Source organism: Pseudomonas sp. F1_0610 (assembly GCF_047470865.1).
Classification (GTDB): domain Bacteria; phylum Pseudomonadota; class Gammaproteobacteria; order Pseudomonadales; family Pseudomonadaceae; genus JAZDRH01.
Map to the genome: position 1 here is coordinate 17,834 of NZ_JAZDRH010000025.1, position 20,442 is coordinate 38,275.

Annotated in this window: 17 protein-coding genes; 16 read left to right on the forward strand and 1 reads right to left on the reverse strand. The window is 43.6% G+C overall.

Annotated features, from left to right (window positions below; genetic code table 11):
- Positions 1-32 precede the first annotated feature (32 nt).
- The 8 genes from VQ643_RS12710 to tsaB all read left to right on the forward strand — a co-directional run bounded on the left by VQ643_RS12710 (position 33) and on the right by tsaB (position 9,783).
- A complete protein-coding gene (locus VQ643_RS12710) occupies positions 33-578 on the forward strand; it encodes a YaeQ family protein (protein ID WP_414200178.1) in 546 nt (181 codons plus the stop codon).
- Positions 578-2,296, forward strand: a complete 1,719-nt coding sequence (recJ, locus tag VQ643_RS12715; RefSeq protein ID WP_414200179.1) for a single-stranded-DNA-specific exonuclease RecJ — start codon at positions 578-580, stop codon at positions 2,294-2,296. Before VQ643_RS12710 ends, recJ begins: the two co-directional genes overlap by 1 nt.
- Positions 2,297-2,391: 95 nt before the next feature.
- Positions 2,392-3,487, forward strand: a protein-coding gene (prfB, locus tag VQ643_RS12720) for a peptide chain release factor 2 (RefSeq protein ID WP_414200180.1) whose coding sequence is annotated in 2 segments (ribosomal slippage) — positions 2,392-2,463 and positions 2,465-3,487 — 1,095 coding nt in all. Because the reading frame shifts where the segments join, the coding sequence is not laid out codon by codon here.
- A 72-nt stretch (positions 3,488-3,559) separates the two neighbouring features.
- Entirely contained in the window at positions 3,560-5,059 is a 1,500-nt protein-coding gene (gene lysS, locus VQ643_RS12725; protein ID WP_414200181.1) for a lysine--tRNA ligase, read from the forward strand.
- Between the two features lie 67 nt (positions 5,060-5,126).
- Positions 5,127-5,459: a hypothetical protein gene (locus VQ643_RS12730; RefSeq protein WP_414200182.1), complete on the forward strand. Its 333-nt coding sequence runs from the start codon at positions 5,127-5,129 to the stop codon at positions 5,457-5,459.
- 80 nt (positions 5,460-5,539) lie between these two features.
- A complete protein-coding gene (ppc, locus tag VQ643_RS12735) occupies positions 5,540-8,176 on the forward strand; it encodes a phosphoenolpyruvate carboxylase (RefSeq protein ID WP_414200183.1) in 2,637 nt (878 codons plus the stop codon).
- Between the two features lie 180 nt (positions 8,177-8,356).
- Positions 8,357-9,004 (forward strand): adenylate kinase, encoded by a 648-nt coding sequence (adk, locus tag VQ643_RS12740; RefSeq protein WP_414200184.1) that lies wholly within the window; start codon positions 8,357-8,359, stop codon positions 9,002-9,004.
- Positions 9,005-9,111: 107 nt separating this feature from the next.
- Entirely contained in the window at positions 9,112-9,783 is a 672-nt protein-coding gene (tsaB, locus tag VQ643_RS12745) for a tRNA (adenosine(37)-N6)-threonylcarbamoyltransferase complex dimerization subunit type 1 TsaB (protein WP_414200185.1), read from the forward strand.
- Positions 9,784-9,790: 7 nt separating this feature from the next.
- Here tsaB and VQ643_RS12750 read toward each other — a convergent pair whose 3' ends face one another.
- Positions 9,791-10,093 (reverse strand): hypothetical protein, encoded by a 303-nt coding sequence (locus VQ643_RS12750; protein WP_414200186.1) that lies wholly within the window; start codon positions 10,091-10,093, stop codon positions 9,791-9,793.
- A gap of 262 nt (positions 10,094-10,355) precedes the next feature.
- Here VQ643_RS12750 and VQ643_RS12755 point away from each other — a divergent pair, with 262 nt between their 5' ends.
- The 8 genes from VQ643_RS12755 (at position 10,356) to VQ643_RS12790 (ending at position 20,424) form a co-directional block, all read left to right on the forward strand.
- Positions 10,356-11,117 (forward strand): class I SAM-dependent methyltransferase, encoded by a 762-nt coding sequence (locus tag VQ643_RS12755; protein WP_414200187.1) that lies wholly within the window; start codon positions 10,356-10,358, stop codon positions 11,115-11,117.
- Positions 11,118-11,411: 294 nt separating this feature from the next.
- A complete protein-coding gene (locus VQ643_RS12760) occupies positions 11,412-12,521 on the forward strand; it encodes an efflux RND transporter periplasmic adaptor subunit (RefSeq protein ID WP_414200188.1) in 1,110 nt (369 codons plus the stop codon).
- A gap of 5 nt (positions 12,522-12,526) precedes the next feature.
- Positions 12,527-15,622, forward strand: a complete 3,096-nt coding sequence (locus VQ643_RS12765) for an efflux RND transporter permease subunit (protein ID WP_414200189.1) — start codon at positions 12,527-12,529, stop codon at positions 15,620-15,622.
- A gap of 91 nt (positions 15,623-15,713) precedes the next feature.
- Positions 15,714-16,760 (forward strand): lipopolysaccharide heptosyltransferase II, encoded by a 1,047-nt coding sequence (waaF, locus tag VQ643_RS12770; protein ID WP_414200190.1) that lies wholly within the window; start codon positions 15,714-15,716, stop codon positions 16,758-16,760.
- The gene (waaC, locus tag VQ643_RS12775) at positions 16,760-17,758 is read left to right on the forward strand and encodes a lipopolysaccharide heptosyltransferase I (protein ID WP_414200191.1); all 999 of its coding nucleotides are present in this window, start codon (positions 16,760-16,762) and stop codon (positions 17,756-17,758) included. Before waaF ends, waaC begins: the two co-directional genes overlap by 1 nt.
- Before the next feature lies 1 nt (position 17,759).
- Positions 17,760-18,881 carry a glycosyltransferase family 4 protein gene (locus VQ643_RS12780; protein WP_414200192.1) on the forward strand — a complete coding sequence of 374 codons (1,122 nt, stop codon included), beginning with the start codon at positions 17,760-17,762 and terminating at the stop codon, positions 18,879-18,881.
- The gene (gene rfaP / locus VQ643_RS12785) at positions 18,878-19,684 is read left to right on the forward strand and encodes a lipopolysaccharide core heptose(I) kinase RfaP (RefSeq protein ID WP_414200193.1); all 807 of its coding nucleotides are present in this window, start codon (positions 18,878-18,880) and stop codon (positions 19,682-19,684) included. Before VQ643_RS12780 ends, rfaP begins: the two co-directional genes overlap by 4 nt.
- Positions 19,684-20,424 (forward strand): lipopolysaccharide kinase InaA family protein, encoded by a 741-nt coding sequence (locus VQ643_RS12790; RefSeq protein ID WP_414200194.1) that lies wholly within the window; start codon positions 19,684-19,686, stop codon positions 20,422-20,424. Before rfaP ends, VQ643_RS12790 begins: the two co-directional genes overlap by 1 nt.
- Positions 20,425-20,442 lie beyond the last annotated feature (18 nt).

Sequence of the window (20,442 nt, forward strand, 5' to 3'; positions counted from 1 at the left end):
CGCCTTTTTTATTGGTTCGTATAGGAAGAGAAATGGCACTACAATCAACGCCTTATAAAGTGGAAGTGAACCTTAGCGATATGGATCGTAATGACTACGATACCTTACGTTTTACCATGGCACGTCACCCTTCAGAGACACATGAACGCTTAGCAGTGCGCCTGTTGTCGCGTATTTTATGGAATGCACCTGATATCGAATTTGGCCGTGGACTGTCTAATGTTGATGAGCCCGCTGTGTGGGTAAAAAGTCTTGATGGGCGGGTATTGCATTGGATTGAAGTTGGCTTGCCTGACCATGATCGTTTGGTATGGTGTTCACGTCGTGCTGAGCAAGTTAGCGTGTTTGCTTACGGTGTTAATAAAGCATGGTTAAGTAAGGTGGTTGAGAATGCACGTGATATTAAAAATCTCAGCATTCTATGCCTTGACTCTGCAGCACTAGCTCCTATAACAGAACAAATGACGCGTTCCATAAATTGGACTGTGATGCTCAGTGAGGGCACTTTTTTTATCACAGATGAACATGCCCAGCACACAGTTGAACTTGAATGGTTAATAGGTGAGCGAGAGAATTAATGCAGATTCAACAACGAGATCTACCCATTGAGTTGCCAGAGCTGGGCTTATCATCCAGCTTGTTAACACGGTTATATGCTGCGCGAGGCGTAAAATATGCTGCTGAGTTAGAAAAAGGCTTAGCTTTTTTGCAGCCGCCACATTTACTAAAAGGGATTGATCAAGCTGTTGTACTGCTAAAAAAAGCCATCTTAGACAATAAGCGTATTTTAATTGTGGGCGATTTTGATGCCGATGGAGCCACAGCTACCAGTGTAGGTATTTTAGGCTTGCAGATGTTAGGTGCTACCCAACTGGACTATCTTGTTCCTAACCGTTTTGAATATGGCTATGGTCTATCACCTGAAATTGTACAAGTGGCTTTGCAACGCCAACCAGTACCGCAGGTATTACTTACAGTAGACAACGGCATTTCAAGTGTTGAAGGTGTTTATCATGCCAAGCAAGCGGGGCTGGAAGTGATTATTACTGATCACCACCTACCAGGTGAACAGTTGCCAGCTGCTGACGCTATCGTTAATCCTAACCAGCCCGGTTGCCCTTTCCCAAGCAAGGCGTTAGCGGGTGTGGGCGTCATGTTTTATCTGCTGTTAGCATTAAGGGCCGAGTTGCGCAACAGTCATTATTTTGTAGAGAAAAACATTAAAGAACCTAATCTGGCAGAACTGCTGGATTTGGTCGCACTGGGCACTGTAGCTGATGTGGTGCCGCTGGATGCGAATAATCGTATTTTGGTACATCAAGGCATTAACCGTATTCGTGCAGGACGTGCTCGTCCTGGGTTGCGGGGCTTATTACAAGTGGCGAATAAACAAGCTGAGCGCGTATCCTCTATGGATTTAGGCTTTATTTTAGGCCCACGCCTAAATGCAGCAGGGCGTTTAGAGGATATGAGCATAGGCATTGAATGCCTGCTGTGTAATGACGAAGCTTTAGCGCTTGACTATGCGCAGGAGCTGCATAGCCTTAATGCTGATCGGCAAGCTATTGAGCAGGGCATGCAGCGCGAAGCCTTGAATGATTTGAAGAATCTAGAATTAGACCATATCCCTTATGGTTTATGTTTATACAATCCAGATTGGCATGAAGGTGTGGTTGGAATTGTTGCGTCCCGCTTAAAAGAACGCTATCACCGGCCTGTTATTGTATTTACTAAAACTGAAAATGGCAGCCTAAAAGGCTCAGCTCGCTCGGTTAATGGTTTTCATATACGTGATGCGCTGGACCAAATTGCAACCGCCAATACAGGCTTGATTACTAAATTTGGCGGCCATGCTATGGCGGCTGGCTTGTCCTTACCAGAAGCACATTACGAAGCATTTTCTCAGGCATTTGATCAAGCGGTAAGGCAACAACTTACAGAAGCAGACTTAGCAGGCAATCTATTAACGGATGGCGAATTATTGCCTGAAGAAATTGATATGCGTATTGCTGAAGCTTTAAAGCAAGCAGGGCCATGGGGGCAGCAATTCCCAGAACCACTGTTTCATGGCACCTTTGACGTGGTTAACCAGCGTATTGTGGGTGAGAAACACCTAAAATTAGTAGTCAAAAAAACCGATGGACAGTTACTTGATGCCATTGCCTTTAATGTGGATCTTAACCAATGGCCGAATCCTAACGTACGACAAGTGCTTTTGGCTTATAGCCTAGATATTAATACCTTTAGAGATAATACGTCTTTGCAGTTATTAGTAAAACATATTGAAGCTGTCTGATTTTATTGAACTTTTTGTACTTGCTGCCAAACTCTGGGGAAATCAGTTATAATTTCTCCTTTTCAGCTTTAAATTATTCGAGAGAATAAACCGTTATGGAAATCAATCCGATTGTTAACACTATCAAAGACCTTACCGAACGCACTCAGGTAATTCGGGGGTATCTTTGACTACGATAGTAAAAGTGAGCGTTTAGTAGAAGTTGAGCGCGAGTTAGAAGACCCAGCTATCTGGAATAATCCAGAATATGCACAAAATCTGGGGCGCGAGCGTTCTACATTGGCTCAAATTGTAGAAACTTTGGATGATTTGCAAAATGGTTTGGTAGATGCCAATGATCTATTGGAATTAGCCAATGAGGAAGAAGACGAGGCCACATTGGCTGAAGTCCAAGCAGATTTGCAGCGTTTAGAAGATGAGTTAGCCAAGCTAGAGTTTCGTCGTATGTTTAGTGGCGAAATGGATGCAAACAATGCTTATCTGGATATTCAAGCAGGCTCTGGTGGTACAGAAGCACAAGACTGGGCCAATATGTTGCTGCGTATGTATTTACGCTGGGCTGACCAAAATGGTTTTGAAGCCACAGTAATGGAAATTTCCGATGGCGAGGTTGCTGGCATTAAAGGCGCTACCTTACATATCAAAGGTGAGTATGCTTATGGTTGGTTACGTACAGAAACAGGTGTACACCGCCTCGTACGAAAAAGCCCATTTGATTCGGGTAACCGCCGTCATACGTCTTTTACAGCAGTGTTTATCTCACCTGAAATTGATGACAATATCGAAATTGATATTAACCCAGCTGATTTACGTGTCGACACCTATCGTTCATCAGGTGCGGGTGGCCAGCACGTTAACACCACAGATTCAGCGGTGCGTATTACGCATATTCCAACCAATACCGTGGTGTCTTGCCAGAATGAGCGCTCACAACACGCTAACCGTGATACCGCAATGAAAATGTTGCGGGCAAAACTTTACGAGTTAGAGATACAAAAACGCAGTGAGGCTTCGCAGGCGCTAGAGGATTCTAAGTCTGATATTGGCTGGGGGCATCAAATTCGTTCTTATGTGCTGGACTCAGCACGTATTAAAGATTTACGTACCAGTGTAGAAACTAGTAACTGCGATGCAGTACTAGATGGCGACCTCAATGACTTTCTTGAGGCAAGCTTAAAGCAAGGGCTCTAATGTTAGCTGTTGCTTTAGCTGTACTTTCGCTGCTTTGCAGCATGAACTTTTAACTGTGGAAACACTAAGACCATGAGCGAACAACCGCTAAATCCGAGTGAATTACAAGAGGAAGAAAATAACCTGATTGCACAACGTAAAGAGAAGCTTGACGAAGTGCGAAAACAGGGCAATGCCTTCCCTAATGATTTCCGTCGTGATCACTATTGTGGTGATCTACAAAAGCAATTTGCTGACGACACTAAGGAAGCATTAGCAGAAAAGAAATTCCCGGTGAAGGTGGCTGGACGCATCATGTTAAACCGTGGTGCTTTTATGGTTATTCAAGACATGACTGGTCGTTTGCAAGTTTATGTTGACCGTAAAGCACTTCCTGCTGAAACCTTAGAAGCTATTAAAACATGGGACTTAGGCGATATTATTGGTGCTGAAGGTTACATGGCGCGTTCTGGTAAAGGTGATTTATATGTGCATCTGGAAAAGGTGCAGTTACTCACCAAATCATTACGTCCATTACCTGACAAGCACCATGGACTAACAGATACAGAGCAGCGTTATCGTCAGCGTTATGTTGATTTAATTGTCAATGATCAAGCCCGTGATACTTTTCGCGTTCGTTCACAGGTTATTGCGCATATTCGTCGTTTCTTGGCTGAGCGTCGCTTCTTAGAAGTAGAAACACCTATGCTGCAAACCTTGGCGGGTGGTGCGGCAGCAAAACCTTTTGAAACTCATCATAATGCGTTGGATCTGCCTATGTTCTTACGTATTGCGCCTGAGTTATTCCTTAAGCGTTTGGTGGTAGGTGGTTTTGAGCGAGTGTTTGAAATTAACCGCAACTTCCGTAATGAAGGCGTTTCTACGCGTCATAACCCAGAATTTACCATGCTTGAATTCTACCAAGCCTATGCTGACTATGAAGACAACATGGACTTAACAGAAGAGCTATTCCGTGAGTTAGCGCAAGCAGTACTAGGGACAACTGATGTACCTTACCAGGGTAAAGTGTTCCATTTTGGTCAAGCATTCCAGCGTTTGTCAGTGTATGACTCTATTTTAAAATACACCGATGTTACTGCTGAGCAATTGGCTGATATTGAACAGGCGCGTGCGATTGCGAAAAAGGCTGGCGCTAAAGTTCTAGGCTATGAAGGCCTAGGGAAATTACAGGTAATGATTTTCGAAGAGTTGGTGGAACATCAGCTAGAACAGCCAACCTTTATTACTCGTTATCCGTTTGAGGTGTCGCCATTAGCGCGTCGTAATGATCAAGACCCAAGTGTGACTGATCGTTTTGAGTTGTTCATTGGTGGGCGTGAAATCGCGAATGCTTATTCTGAGCTAAACGATGCACAAGACCAAGCTGAACGCTTTATGGCGCAAGTGGCAGAGAAGGACGCAGGTGACGATGAAGCCATGCATTATGATGCAGACTTTATTCGAGCGTTAGAGTACGGTATGCCACCTACAGCTGGCGAAGGTATTGGAATTGATCGTTTAGTTATGTTGTTAACAGACTCACCATCAATTCGTGATGTCATCTTATTCCCACATATGCGCCCAGAGCACTAATATGTAGGAGCAAATGAACAATGCCTCGCTTTTAGCGGGGCATTTTTAAATCTGATAGGAATGAGCAATGAAGAAAGAAATTGAGCCATTACCACTAATTGCTACTGCGATTGGTACTGTTATTGCAACAGTAGCAGTACTGGGGTACTACGGTTATTTACACTTTGCAAAACCTGAAGATGCGCTTGAATTGCGTAATTTCACAATGATTAAAATAATCAATGCTGAAAACCCGCGCGCTGCTGCACCTTTAGCAGGGCGTGAGGTGTATGCAACCTGTCGTGATAACATTGTTTTATTAAAAGATGAACAGCAAGAAGGCATGCTGGTTGATGGTAAAGGTCGAACAGTTTTATGTAGTTTTGACAACCAAGCAGCCCCTGTAAAAATGCTTAAGTAATTTATCAGTGCGAATTAAGTAGTACTTGTAAACTATCCATAATCTCGGCACTCTGATGTGAGTTCAAAAGGAGAGCCGAGATGCCACAAATAGATCCACGCTTGCGTGATCATGTGCGTTTGCTAGGTGAATTACTGGGCGACACACTGCGCGAAGAAGTAGGCACTGATTTTTTCAATAAAATTGAGCGTATTCGTTTAGGTGCTAAAACAGCACGCCAAGGTAGTGATACAGAGGCAAGGGCACAGCTTAAGCAAACTTTGAATCAGCTATCTGAACAAGAACTTGTTTCTGTGGCGAGAGCCTTTAGTCAGTTTCTCAATTTGGCAAATATTGCTGACCAATATCATCTTACGCGCCGCCGCCAAAAAGATGAGCCTGCGCCTTTTGAGCAGGAAATGCTGGCTAATTTACTAGCCCGTTTACTAGCCCAAGGGCATGATCCTAAAGTGCTGTCAGAGCAGGTTGAAAATCTGCATATTGAGCTGGTATTAACAGCACATCCTACCGAAGTTACCCGTCGTACTATGATTTTGAAATACGATTCCATGGCTGAGCAATTGGCTATTTTAGATCATAGTGATTTAACCGAAGAAGAACATGAACAAGCCATTGCACGCTTACGTTTATTAGTAAATGAAGCTTGGCAAACCAATGAAATTCGAAAACAACAACCAACCCCTGTTGATGAAGCTCGCTGGGGGTTCGCTGTTATTGAGCGCTCACTTTGGCATGCCTTGCCCAATACATTACGACATATTGATAAGGTGCTATTAGCTGCTGGTGGAAATCGATTAACAGCCAGTGCTGCACCTATTCGTTTTGCTACATGGATGGGCGGTGACCGTGACGGCAACCCCAATGTAACCGCTAACGTAACTCGAGAAGTTTTACTGCGCGCGCGCTGGCTGGCAGCCGATTTATTTTTAAAAAATATTTCGCGCCTAGTAGGCGTGTTATCTATGAGTAAGGCCAGTGAAGAGCTGTTAACGGTTACAGATTATAGTGACGAGCCCTATCGCGTCATTCTTAAAAAACTGCGCCAACGGCTAAGAGAAACCAGAGCAGGACTAATACTGCATTTAAATAATGGCGTAGCTTTGCCAGATAATTTACTAGCGGATAACGCCGAGCTATTAGAGCCTTTGATGCTTTGTTATCGCTCATTAAAATCCGTTGGTTTAGATTTAATTGCAGAGAGTGATTTGCTGGATTGTATTCGTCGTGTGCAAGCATTTGGGGTGTTTTTAGCCCGCTTAGATATTCGCCAAGACTCAGCAAGACATACCAGTGCACTAGATGAAATTACCCAATATTTGGGCTTAGGTTCTTATGCGCAGTGGAGTGAGGCTCAGCGCCAAGCGTTTTTACTGAGTGAGCTAGAAAATAAACGCCCATTATTACCTGTAGATTTTAAAGGTTCAGCAGAAACACAAGAGGTTTTAGATACCTGTGTGGTGATCGCACAAACACCCGCTGATGCGCTCGGCTCTTATATTATTTCAATGGCTACAGCACCTTCTGATGTATTAGCGGTGCAGTTACTGCTCAAAGAGTGCGGCTTAAAACGTAACATGCCTGTGATGCCGTTGTTTGAAACAGAAGATGACTTAGATTCTGCGGCGGATTCCATTCAACAGTTATTAAAACTATCGGATTATCGGCAGCGTTTAGAAGGGCCACAGCAAGTTATGATTGGCTATTCTGATTCTGCTAAAGATGCGGGCACCACAGCGGCTGCTTGGGCACAGTACCGTGCACAAGAACAGCTAGTTGCTGTTTGTGCTGAACAGGCTGTTGAGCTGCAACTGTTTCACGGTCGAGGTGGTACCGTAGGACGTGGTGGTGGCCCAGCCTATGAAGCCATTTTATCGCAGCCGCCAGGCTCAGTTGCAGGGCGTTTTCGAACTACTGAGCAGGGTGAAGTGATTCGCTATAAGTACGGCATGCCAAAGGTTGCTGAGCATAATTTAAATCTTTATGTGGCCGCTGTACTTGAAGCCACCTTGCTACCACCTCCTGCACCTAAAGATAGTTGGCGTCATGTAATGGAGAACATGGCTCAGGATGGTATGCAGGCCTATCGTGGCATTGTCCGAGACAACCCCGAATTTGTTACTTACTTTAGGCAAGCGACGCCTGAGCAGGAGTTAGGGCGATTGCCATTAGGCAGTCGTCCTGCCAAGCGCCGTAGCGGAGGTATAGAAAGCTTACGGGCTATTCCTTGGATTTTTGCTTGGACGCAAACTCGTTTAATGCTGCCTGCATGGCTTGGCTGGGAAACAGCATTGGCAAAAGCGGTAGCACGTGGAGAGCAGGATACCCTGAACGATATGCGTGATAACTGGCCATTCTTCCGTGCTCGTATTGATATGCTGGAAATGGTGCTGTTAAAGGCTGATGAAGGCATTGCACGCTTGTATGAAAATCGTTTAGTGGATGAGCAGCTAAAGCCCTTTGGTGAGCAGCTCTATGCAGCACTCAAACAAGCAACACAGTTGGTTTTAGCGCTAACTGGTGAAGCTCATCTGTTAGAACGTCATCCTATAGTGCGAGCTTCTATTAGCATTAGGGATACTTATTTAGACCCGCTGCACTTGTTGCAAGTCGAGCTTTTAGATAGATCACGCCATTGTGAACAGGCGTCTAGTGCCATTGAACTGGCCTTGTTAGTCACTATTGCAGGAGTAGCAGCAGGGCTACGAAATACGGGGTAAATAGCACACAAAAGATGCGTTTTTACCGATGTATAACGCATCTTTTGCTTGTTTGTCATTAAATCAATGTGTATTGTGATGAGTTCGACTGTCCAGCACAGTCAACTTTAAACCGTGTTACGCAGCGTTATTTTCAATAGCTACGTCACTTTTTTAGATTGAGCTAACTAGGAGTCAAGAATGCGCGTCATATTGCTGGGTGCACCCGGTGCTGGTAAAGGCACACAGGCTGCTTTCATTACTAAAAAGTTTTCAATCCCACAAATTTCGACTGGTGATATGCTGCGTGCAGCAGTTAAAGCAGGCACTGAATTGGGTCTGAAAGTAAAACATATTATGGAAACAGGTGGTCTTGTTTCTGACGAGATTATCATTGCGTTAGTTAAAGAGCGCATCAAGCAAGCCGACTGTGCAAACGGCTTCTTGTTTGATGGGTTCCCACGCACTATTCCGCAAGCGCAAGCCATGGTTGAAGCTGGTGTGGATATCGATAACGTAGTTGAAATCCACGTAGATGATGAAGAAATTGTGAAACGCATGGCTGGGCGTCGTGTTCATCAAGCTTCAGGTCGTACCTATCACATTATTTACAATCCACCTAAAGTGGAAGGTAAAGATGATGAAACAGGTGAAGCGCTTATTCAGCGTGACGACGATAAAGAAGAAACTGTGCGCCATCGTTTAGATATTTATCATACCCAAACTAAACCATTGGTTGATTTCTACCAAAAACTAGGTGCAGCCAAAGGTACACCTAAATATAACAAAGTAGAAGGTGTTGGCTCAGTCGACAGTATTACAGAGAAAGTACTGGCAGCGCTGTCCTAAGTTAATGATCCAGAAAAAAGGAAAACTTAGGTTTTCCTTTTTTTGTGCTTGCGATTTTGCTTAAAGTGTTAGAATAGTCTTTTTCAAAGTAATAGAGTTTAGCCCTCATGACCTGCATTTTAGCCTTAGATACAGCAACAGAAGCGTGCTCTGTGGCGTTGATTTATAAACAACAAGTATTTAGCGCTTATGAAGTGATCCCGCGTGGCCATGCTCAGCGTTTATTGCCAATGATTGATGAGGTGTTGGCGCAAGCTAGTTGCTCATTAAGTGATATTGAAGCTATTGCTTTTGGCCGAGGCCCAGGCGCTTTTACAGGTGTGCGTATTGCCATTGGCGTAGTTCAAGGCTTAGCTTTTGCCTTAGATATTCCAGTTATTCCAGTGTCGGACTTGGCAGTATTGGCACAACGCGCTTATCGTGAAACCAATGCACAATATATAGCAGCTGCCATTGATGCACGTATGGATGAAGTGTATTGGGGGTGTTACGGCATCAAAGATGGCATTGCCCAGTTACTGGGCGAAGAGTCTGTATGCGCTCCTGAACAAGCTAGCATTCCTATGGACGCTTCATGGTATGGTGCAGGTACAGGGTGGTCTAGCTTTGCTGAGCGCTTAAAAGTACAGCCTACACAGCAATTGGCAGATTTGTTGCCAGCGGCTGAGGATTTACTGCAAATAGCTATTGCAATGTATCAACAAGGACAGGCTGTTCCTGTAGAACAAGCGCAGCCTGTTTATTTACGTGATAACGTGGCAACGCCTAAGCGCGCCTAGCTTTTAGCTAGCGAAAGCCCATGCTTGAGAAGGCGATAACTACAATTATAATATAGAGTAAGGTAAATGCACCCCAGAAAATAAGCGTTGCTATAGCAAAGTTTTTCTTACTAGGGTTAGTACTTGAACTGGCAGCCCAAACAATAAGCATGATAATCCCTACGAAAGGAATGATCATTAAAAGCATTGTGATGATCCAGTCTTTAATACTTACTGGCTCAGGATTATTCTGTGCAGCAACATAAGAATTGGCTGTATTAGGTGTTTGATAAAAACTTTGTGCTGACGCGTTATTTGGATCTTGTGACATGGAATCTTCCCTATAATGTTTGATAGATAGGCTTGGCAAATACTTTAGTATGGCGCCAGCTTTAGTACTAATTTTAAGTTATGAAAGCGTACAATACGCATTTCGGGAGGCAGTATAGTTTTTACTAAATAAGCTTATGCTGATGGCTGTCACATTAAGTGCTAGACATGTTTATTGAGCAAGATATTAAGCATTTTGCTATTTTAGTGAGTTTGTATCGCCTATCCGTTTAGGCTGTATTATTACTAAGTTTGAGGCCATAGTGACGCTTTTATCTATTCATCCGTTATCTTCTAATTATCACCAGCAAGCAAGCGAATTAGCTCAATTGTTAGGTTTGCCTTTAAACAAAGAAGCAGCGTTTGCATTGCAGTTAGGCGATATGGGGTTGCAGTTGCAGGAGCTAGCAGATAAAGCGCCAGGCCCTGTACGTGTTGACTTTGTTGAAGGCGCTTTAGCGCATAGACGCCAGTTCGGTGGTGGTACAGGACAAATGATAGCCAAAGCCGTAGGCGTTCAAGCAGGTGTTCGTCCCTCTATTTTAGATGCCACTGCAGGATTGGGCCGAGACGCATTTGTTTTGGCTTGTTTAGAGTGCAATGTAGTTATGATCGAGCGTCAGCCTGTTATTGCAAAACTATTAGAAGATGGGCTGGCGCGCGCATTGGCTAATCTAGATACTCAGATAATCGCTCAGCGCATGCGATTATTGCAGGGTGATGCCATTAACCTGATGCAAAGCTGGCAGCTAGAAACACCGCAAGTTGTGCATTTAGACCCTATGTTTCCGCATCGAGAAAAAAGCGCTTTGGTAAAAAAAGAGATGCGACTATTTCGTCCATTAGTAGGGGATGACTTGGATGCGCCTAAACTATTATCTACTGCTTTAGCCTTGGCTTCCCACCGTGTAGTTGTTAAACGACCTCGTAAAGCGCCTTGTATAGAAGGGCCAAAGCCATCTTATAGCTTAGAAGGTAAGTCCAGTCGCTATGATGTCTACACGCTAAAAACGCTAAAATCGTAATAGTTTTAGATTGTGAATTGCACATAAGCTGCTTTACTTGAGTAAAAATAAGCCAAAGCGACCTTGAAAAATGAGCACTACATAAAAATGATAGGTTAAATTTGTCTTTATTTTTAGCATAAATCTTGACACTATTAGAATTGTCAGACAATTTTACGCATTCATCTAAATTAACCGATGTGCTTATAGTTTGTTGATTATAAAAATGACGACTAATCACCAGTAGCTTAGTTTTGCGGCTGTTTAGAAATAAGCTAATTAGTCAATTATTCTGGCTCTATCAGGAACTCAGTTATGTATCGCCTTGTATCGACCTTAATTATGCTGTGCTCTGGAGTTGTGGTACTCAGTGGCTGCTCTAAGCCAGAAGAAAAAACAGAAGTTATTCGCCCAGCGCTAGCGGCACAGCCCTTGCTGATCAACTCAAATAACCAAACCTTTCCAGGAGAAGTACGTGCAAGGTATGAGCCTGAGCTGGCTTTTCGTATTGCAGGTAAGGTTTCTAAGCGCTTAGTAGATGTTGGTGCACGTGTCAAAAAGGATCAAGTACTTGCTGTACTAGACCCTCAAGATGTTAATTTGCATTTAGAGTCAGCCAATGCACAGCTGGCCGCAGCTCAAGCAAATGTCAAACTCCTTAAAACAGAGCGTGATCGCTATCAAGCCTTAGTTAAGCGCGAAATGGCTAGCCAATCAGCCTTTGATACAGCCAATACGCAGTATCAAAACGCATTGGCACAGTTAAAGCAAGCGCAAGCACAACATAATGTGGCCAAAAATCAGATTAGCTATACCCAGCTAACGGCCCCCTCAGATGGCGTTATTACGGTTGCTCGCGTTGAATCAGGGCAGGTTGTAGGGGCTGGGCAAACAGTCTTTGTGTTAGCCCAAGATGGTGAGCGTGAAATTGCTATTGGTTTGCCAGAGCAATTGATTGAAAAATTTAAAGTAGGCAATGCATTTAACGTACAGCTTTGGTCACAGCCAGATCAAACTTTTTCTGGTGTGATTCGTGAGGTTTCTCCAGCAGCAGATCCGCGCTCCCGCACCTATGCAGCACGTATTGCATTAGTACACAGCGATACCAATATTCATCCAGAACTGGGACAAAGTGCTAAAGTGTTTGCTTATAGCACAGCACGACCTTTATTAAGCGTACCTTTGAGTGCTTTAACTGCAGAAGATGGTAAACCTTTTGTTTGGGTGCTAGATCCTACAACAAAGCAAGCAAAACAGGTGTTTGTCACAGTTGATGTTTTTGGTAGTGAAACAGTCCCTATATTGTCTGGCTTAGACGCGCAAGACTGGGTTGTGATTGCAGGTGTACATCTTCTGCAAAAAGGCCAGCAAGTCCAGCCCATTGATCGGCATAATAAAATAATAGATATTTCTGATAAGGAGTAACCGCTATGCGTTTTAACTTATCAGAGTGGGCATTAAATAATCGTCCATTAGTACTGTTTGCCATTGTTTTATTAAGTCTTATAGGCATCTTTTCTTACTCCAAATTAGGTCAAAGCGAAGACCCGCCATTTACCTTTAAAGCCATGGTTGTCAAAACCATGTGGCCAGGTGCTACGGCCGATGAAGTCTCTCGTCAAATTACCGAGCGTATTGAGAAAAAACTGATGGAAACCGGAGAATATGAAAAAGTCACTTCATATTCTCGTCCAGGTGAGTCGACGGTCATATTTATGGCAGCTGATCATATGCGGTCAAAGGAAATTCCTGACTTGTGGTATCAGTTACGTAAAAAAATTGGCGATATTCGAGTGGAATTTCCACAAGGCACCATAGGCCCATTTTTTAATGATGAGTTTGGTACAACCTTTGGCAACATTTACGCGCTAACAGGTGATGGGTTTGACTATGCGATTCTTAAAGACTACGCCGATCGTATTCAATTACGCTTGCAGCGCGTGCAAGACGTCGGAAAAATTGAAATTTTAGGTGAGCAGGCTGAGAAAATTTGGATTGATGTGTCGAATACTCGCTTAGCTAATTTAGGTCTGCCCTTATCCGCTGTGCAAAAAGCGCTGACAGAGCAAAACAGTGTTACAGCTACAGGTTTTTTTGAAACAGCCACCGATCGCGTGCAGTTGCGTGTGAGTGGTAACTTTGAAAGCGTTGAAGACGTACGTAATTTTCCTATCCGAGTAGGTGATCGCACCTTTAAATTAGGTGATGTAGCAGAGGTGTATCGCGGCTTCACTGATCCGGCAGCACCTCGTATGCGCTTTATGGGTGAAGATGCATTGGGTATTGCCGTTGCTATGAAAGAGGGTGGCGATATTCTTGTGCTGGGTAAAGCGTTAGAGGCAGAGTTTCATCAAATCCAACAAAGCTTACCAGTGGGCATGCAGTTAAAAAAAGTATCAGATCAACCAGCAGCGGTAAAAACCAGCGTAGGTGAGTTTGTACAAGTACTTATTGAAGCCTTGGTAATAGTGCTTTTGGTAAGCTTTTTCTCTTTAGGTGTGCGTACAGGTTTGGTTGTTGCTGTTTCAATCCCCATTGTATTGGCAATGACGTTTGCCTTAATGCACTATTTTAATATTGGCTTGCACAAAATTTCGCTAGGCTCTTTAGTGCTTGCTTTAGGTCTCATGGTAGATGATGCCATTATTGCAGTTGAAATGATGGCGATTAAAATGGAGCAAGGTTATAACCGATTAAAGGCGGCAAGCTTTGCATGGACTAGCACCGCCTTTCCAATGCTAACAGGAACATTGATTACTGCGGCAGGTTTCTTGCCAATAGCCACAGCAGCCTCCTCTGTGGGGGAATACACGCGCTCAATTTTCCAAGTAGTGGGCATCTCTTTGATTGTATCTTGGATTGCGGCTGTTGTTTTTGTGCCTTACCTTGGTTACTACCTATTGCCTGATCTTGCGAAAAAACAGGCCCAAAAAAATACAGAGTCAGCAGCACAACACGACCCTTACAACACTCGTTTTTATCATACTTTTCGTGCCATAGTGAATTGGTGTGTTCTGCACCGGTATAAGGTAATTGTGATTACAGTAGCACTCTTTGTAGGCGCTGTAGCTGCATTTCGTTTTGTGCCTAAACAGTTTTTTCCAGAATCAAACCGTTTAGAGATTTTGATTGATGTGAAAATGGCAGAAGGTGTATCCCTTAAGGCCACCCAGCGTCAAGCAGAAGGCATAGAAACAATGCTTAAAGAGCACCAAGGTATAGAGAACTACGTGGCCTATATTGGTACAGGTTCTCCTCGTTTTTATTTACCACTAGATCAGCAGTTGCCAGCGACTAGCTTTGCTCAGTTTGTACTCATAGCTAAGAGTTTAGAAGAACGAGACCAAGTACGTGACTGGCTAAATAAAGAGTTGCCAATACGCTTTCCTGAGTCACGTAACCGTGTTATCTACTTAGAAAATGGTCCACCTGTGGGCTATCCCGTTCAATTTAGGGTTTCAGGTGAACATACTGATGAAGTTCGCACTTATGCAAAGCAAATTGAAGCGGTGGTGCGCAAAAATCCAGATGTGCGTAATGTACACCTAGACTGGGACGAGCCAAGTAAAGTGATTCGCCTTGAAATTGATCAGGATCGAGCACGTGCATTAGGGGTTAGTACTTCTGGAGTGGCAACTTTCTTACAAAGTGCATTAAGTGGTATGGCGGTAGGTCAGTACCGAGAAAACAATGAGCTAATTGAGATTCGCCAACGAGGTGTTTTGGAAGATAGGGTTGAGATAGCTCAAGTAGGTAACTTAGCTATACCTACAGAAAATGGCACCAGCATAGCTTTGTCGCAAGTGGCCAGTATTCACTATGGTTTTGAAGATGGTGTGATTTGGCGACGCAATCGGCTACCTACTGTTACAGTACGTGCTGATGTCGCAACGGCTGGCAAACAGCCTGCAGATATAGTGCAAGCAGTATTGCCGCAGTTACAGTCAATACGCGATAGCTTACCTAGTGGTTACTTGTTTGCCGTAGGGGGCACTATTGAAGACTCTAGCAAAGGTCAGGCCTCGGTTAATGCAGGAATGCCACTGTTTTTAGTGGTGGTAATGACCTTGCTTATGTTGCAGTTGCGTAGTTTTTCTCGTTCAGTATTGGTATTTTTAACCGCACCTTTAGGTATTATTGGGGTTACTGTATTCTTACTGCTATTTAACAAGCCCTTTGGCTTTGTTGCCATGCTAGGAACCATCGCATTGTCTGGTATGATTATGCGTAACTCAGTCATTTTGATTGACCAAATTGAGCATGATATTGGAATAGGTCATAAGCGCTGGGACGCTATTGTTGACGCTACAGTGCGCCGTTTTAGACCCATAGTCTTGACGGCCTTAGCCGCAGTACTGGCTATGATTCCTTTGTCGCGAAGTGTCTTTTTTGGTCCAATGGCTGTTGCTATTATGGGCGGATTAGTCTTTGCCACAGCATTAACTCTGTTATGCTTACCAGCGCTCTATGCTGCTTGGTTTAAAGTAAAACAAGATGAGGATCTTGTGGCAAATCAAAAGCAATAAATTCACCTTGTGTCATAAACAACAAAAGGTGCTTTTAATTTGAGCTATACCTACTTGTATGTATAGCCACAACAGCAATAGTATTTATGGCATGAAAATATTAGTTATTGGTCCTAGCTGGGTAGGTGATATGGTGATGGCGCAAACACTTTTTATGTGTTTGCGCAGCCAATATCCAGAATGTGAAATTGATGTTCTTGCACCAGAGTGGAGTCGCCCCATTCTTGAGCGCATGCCAGAAGTTCGCCAAACCCTTAGTTTTCCTTTAGGGCATGGCGTCTTAGATATTGCCTCTCGCCGTCGTATTGGCTTGCAGCTTAAAAATCAGTACGACCGAGCATTCTTGCTACCTAATTCCTTTAAATCTGCATTGACACCTTTCTTTGCCGCTATCCCTGTGCGTACTGGTTGGAAAGGCGAAATGCGCTATGGTTTATTAAATGACTTGCGCAAGCTAGACAAAGACCGCTACCCGCTGATGATTGAGCGCTTTATGGCGCTGGCTTATGAGCCTAATGCAACACTGCCAACACCTTACCCTAAACCCCATCTAGAAATTGATGGGCAGGCACGCGAACAAGCCTTAGCTGAGTTTGAGCTTGTATTAGATCGGCCAGTGCTAGCCTTGTGCCCAGGGGCTGAGTTTGGACAAGCAAAAAAATGGCCAGCCAATTATTATGCCAAGGTAGCTGATCAGCTGATTCGCCAAGGTTGGCAAGTATGGATTTTTGGCTCAAAAGCCGACCATGCTACAGGCGAACAAATTAAGGATGAACTCATTCCTGGCATTCGTGAAGAAGTATATAACTTGGCTGGGCAAACACAGCTGGCCCAAGCAATTGATTTATTATCCTGTGCGGATGCTGTCGTTAGTAATGATTCTGGCTTAATGCACGTAGCCGCTGCATTAAATCGTCCATTAGTGGCTGTGTATGGCTCTACATCGCCTAAATTTACTCCACCTTTGTCAGATCAAGTGGAAATAGTACGACTTGGGTTAGAATGTAGTCCGTGTTTTGAGCGTACATGTCGATTTGGTCATTATGACTGTCTTCGTAAGCTGCGCCCTAATCGTGTAATTACCGCGTTAAGTCGCTTAGTAGTTATCTCAGTTGATTTACAAGAGTCTTCTAACTAGTGCGTGTTTTATTGATCAAAACGTCGTCCTTAGGCGATGTTGTCCATACATTACCAGCCTTAACTGATGCCATGCGCGCCATAGATGGCATAGCCTTTGATTGGATTGTAGAGGAAGGTTTTGCCGAAATTCCAGCACTGCATCCTGCTGTGGATCAAGTCATACCTGTAGCCATTCGACGCTGGCGTAAAAATTTATTAAAAACTTGGTTTTCTGGTGAATGGAAAGCCTTTAAAAAGCGCGTTAAAACAGCAGATTATGATTTGGTGATTGATGCTCAAGGCTTATTGAAAAGCGCCTGGTTAACGCGCTATAACTCAGCACCTATTGCTGGTTTTGATGATAAATGTGCTCGCGAACCTTTAGCGAGCAGCTTTTATGACCGTAAATACTTCGTAGATAAAAATCAGCATGCTGTTGAACGTGTGCGTCAACTATTTGCCCAAGCCTTGGGTTATCCACTGGCGCAAACCTTAGGCGACTATGCGCTGAGCCGTGACAGCTTCATTGAAAAAGAAGCCGAGCCTTATCTAGTTTTCCTGCATGGAACCACATGGAAAAGCAAGCATTGGCCTGAAGCTTTTTGGCGTGAGCTAGCAGAAAAAGTACACGCACAAGGCTATGCTATTCATTTGCCCTGGGGAAATGAGGTTGAGCGCACACGTGCCGAGCGTATAGCTAAAGACTTACCTAAAGCCCACGTATTACCACGTTTAAGTTTATCTGGCATGGCCGCACAAATTGCCAGCGCCACTGCCTGTGTGGCCGTAGATACAGGATTGGGGCATTTAGCTGCTGCATTAGATGTACCTTGTATTTCACTGTATGGGCCTACCTTGCCAGGTAAGGTAGGTGCTTATGGCAAAGGGCAGGTCCATCTATGTGCAACAGGTGACTATGCTGGTAAAGGAAACCGTCAGATCCCCTGTTTTGATAGCTTGACTCCAGCCGTTGTGTTGCCTGTGCTAGATCAAATCTTAACGTCAAAGGAAAGCTAAGATGCAGTTAGCTTTTATTTTATATAAGTATTTTCCCTTTGGTGGCCTACAGCGCGATTTTATGCGTATCGCTTTAGAATGCCAAAAACGAGGGCATCAAATCCGCGTTTATACATTGATTTGGCAAGGCGATATTCCAGCTGGCTTTGATGTGCGCATTCCACAACTAAAAGCTTGGGCAAACCACAGACGCAATGAAAAATTTCATACGTGGTTAATGCAAGATATGAATAAAGAGCCTGTGGATAAAGTAATAGGCTTTAACAAAATGCCAAGCTTAGATTGGTATTACGCTGCCGATGGTTGCTACGAAGATAAAGCGCAAACTTTGCGCAATCCGCTGTATCGGTTTAGTGGGCGCTATAAACACTTCTCAGCCTATGAAAAGGCTGTTTTTGCTCAGCAAGAAAACACCCAGATTTTAATGATATCCACAGTGCAAGAACCACTGTTTATCAAGCACTATGGCACACAGAAAGAGCGTTTTCATTTATTGCCGCCAGGTATTGATAGGGACCGTAAAGCGCCTACAAATGCGGCAGAAATTAGAGCTTCGTTTCGACAAGAATTTGCTATAGCAGAAGATGATCTACTGTTACTACAGGTTGGCTCGGGCTTTAAAACAAAAGGCCTTGATCGTAGCTTAAAAGCCTTGGCTAGTTTACCCAGTCAAGTAAAAGCTAAAACCCAATTGATAGTGATAGGGCAAGATGACCCTAAACCATTTTTACTGCAAATTAAGGCATTAGGCTTATCCAACCATGTGCGGATTTTAAAAGGACGCAGTGATATACCACGTTTTTTATTAGGTGCTGATCTTTTAATACATCCGGCTTATAATGAAAATACAGGCACTGTATTGCTAGAAGCAGTAGTGGCTGGTCTACCCGTATTGGTAACCGATGTTTGTGGCTATGCCCACTATATTGAACAAGCCAATGCAGGCCTTGTGGTATCTAGCCCCTTTCAGCAAGAGAACTTGAATACTGCATTACTTAGCATCTTAAGTGATCAGCAAAAGCGCCAACTTTGGCAGCAGAATGCACTCTGTTTTGCACAAACAGCAGATATCTACTCAATGCCTATTCGTGCAGCCGATATTATTTTAGCGGAGCCCGCATGACCTTAGTTTTACAAAAGCCGTTTAAGCAATTATGGGCTGAAAAAGACGCCTTTGTCGAAGTTGAAAAACTACAAGGTGAGGTGTTTCGTGAACTAGAAGCAAGGCGTACTTTGCGTACTGAAATTAATGGTGCAGGTTACTTTGTAAAAATACACCGCGGCATTGGTTGGGCTGAAATTGTTAAAAATTGGCTCACACTAAAAGCGCCAGTTTTGGGGGCAGGGCAGGAGTGGCGAGCGGTAAAACGACTACAGCAGCTAGGTGTCAATAGCATGACAGCGGTTGCTTATGGTGAAAAAGGCAGTAATCCTGCTACTCAGCATTCCTTTATTATCACAGAAGAATTAGCACCCACCATCAGCCTTGAAGATTACAGCTTAAATTGGCAGGTGCAGCCACCTCAAGCAGCTGACAAACATGCATTGATTGCTTGTATTGCTGACATGGTAGGCAGTATGCACCGTGCAGGTGTTAACCACCGTGATTGCTATATTTGCCATTTTTTATTGCATACAGATAAGCCTTTCGATCGCCATGATTTTAAAGTTTCAGTGATTGATCTGCACCGTGCCCAAACACGTAGTCAAACACCTAAACGCTGGCGCAATAAAGACCTTGCAGCACTGTATTTCTCTGTCTTAGATATTGGTTTGACGCAACGCGATTTATTACGATTTATTCGCTTGTATTTTCAACAACCATTACGCCAAGTGCTGCGCGAAGAGCAGGCTTTGTTCAAGCAGCTTCAGAAAAAAGCACAAAAACTGTATGAGCGTAAACAACGCTATGGAGATGCGCTTTAATGTCTCACTGGCGTTTAGATGAAAAGTATCAGTTTTTGGCAGATGACTTAGCGAGCTTAGATAAAGTCTTTGCGTTAGAAGGCGTGCAAATTACTCAAGATAAAATATCAGATGTCATTCGCATTACGCGTAACAGTACAGATTACTATGTTAAGCGTTACAGAAATCATAACGCCCATTTAGGCTGGCGCGCACTTTTACCTAAACCTCGTATTAAAAATGAATGGCAAAACTTACGTCGTTTTAGTAAATGGGGCATTCCAACGGCTGAGGTTGTAGCCTTTGGTTTAGAGCGCAGGGGTATGTCTTTTGTACGCGGTGCTGTAGTCACCAAAGGTATTGCCAATACCCAAGACTTAGCTGATTTAGCCAATAGTAAAGATGCTAGATTGAATAGTCCGCAGTGGGTTGAGCTGATTAGTCAGCAAGTTGCAGATATCACAAGACGTCTACATAGCCATAATTTTTCACATAACGACTTAAAATGGCGCAATATTTTAGTGGATAAAGACAATAAGGTTTATCTTATTGACTGCCCAACAGGTATGTTTTGGTATGGTCCCTTTCTTCAACATCGCATCATAAAAGATTTGGCGTGTTTAGATAAAGTGGCAAAAATGGTGTTATCTAATACACAAAGACTACGTTTTTACTTGGCTTACGTACAGCGTAAAAGCTTGATAGCGCAAGATAAAAAAATAATTTATAAAGTGCTTAATTATTTTTTGGGGCGAGAATGAGCACTATGTATATACAAT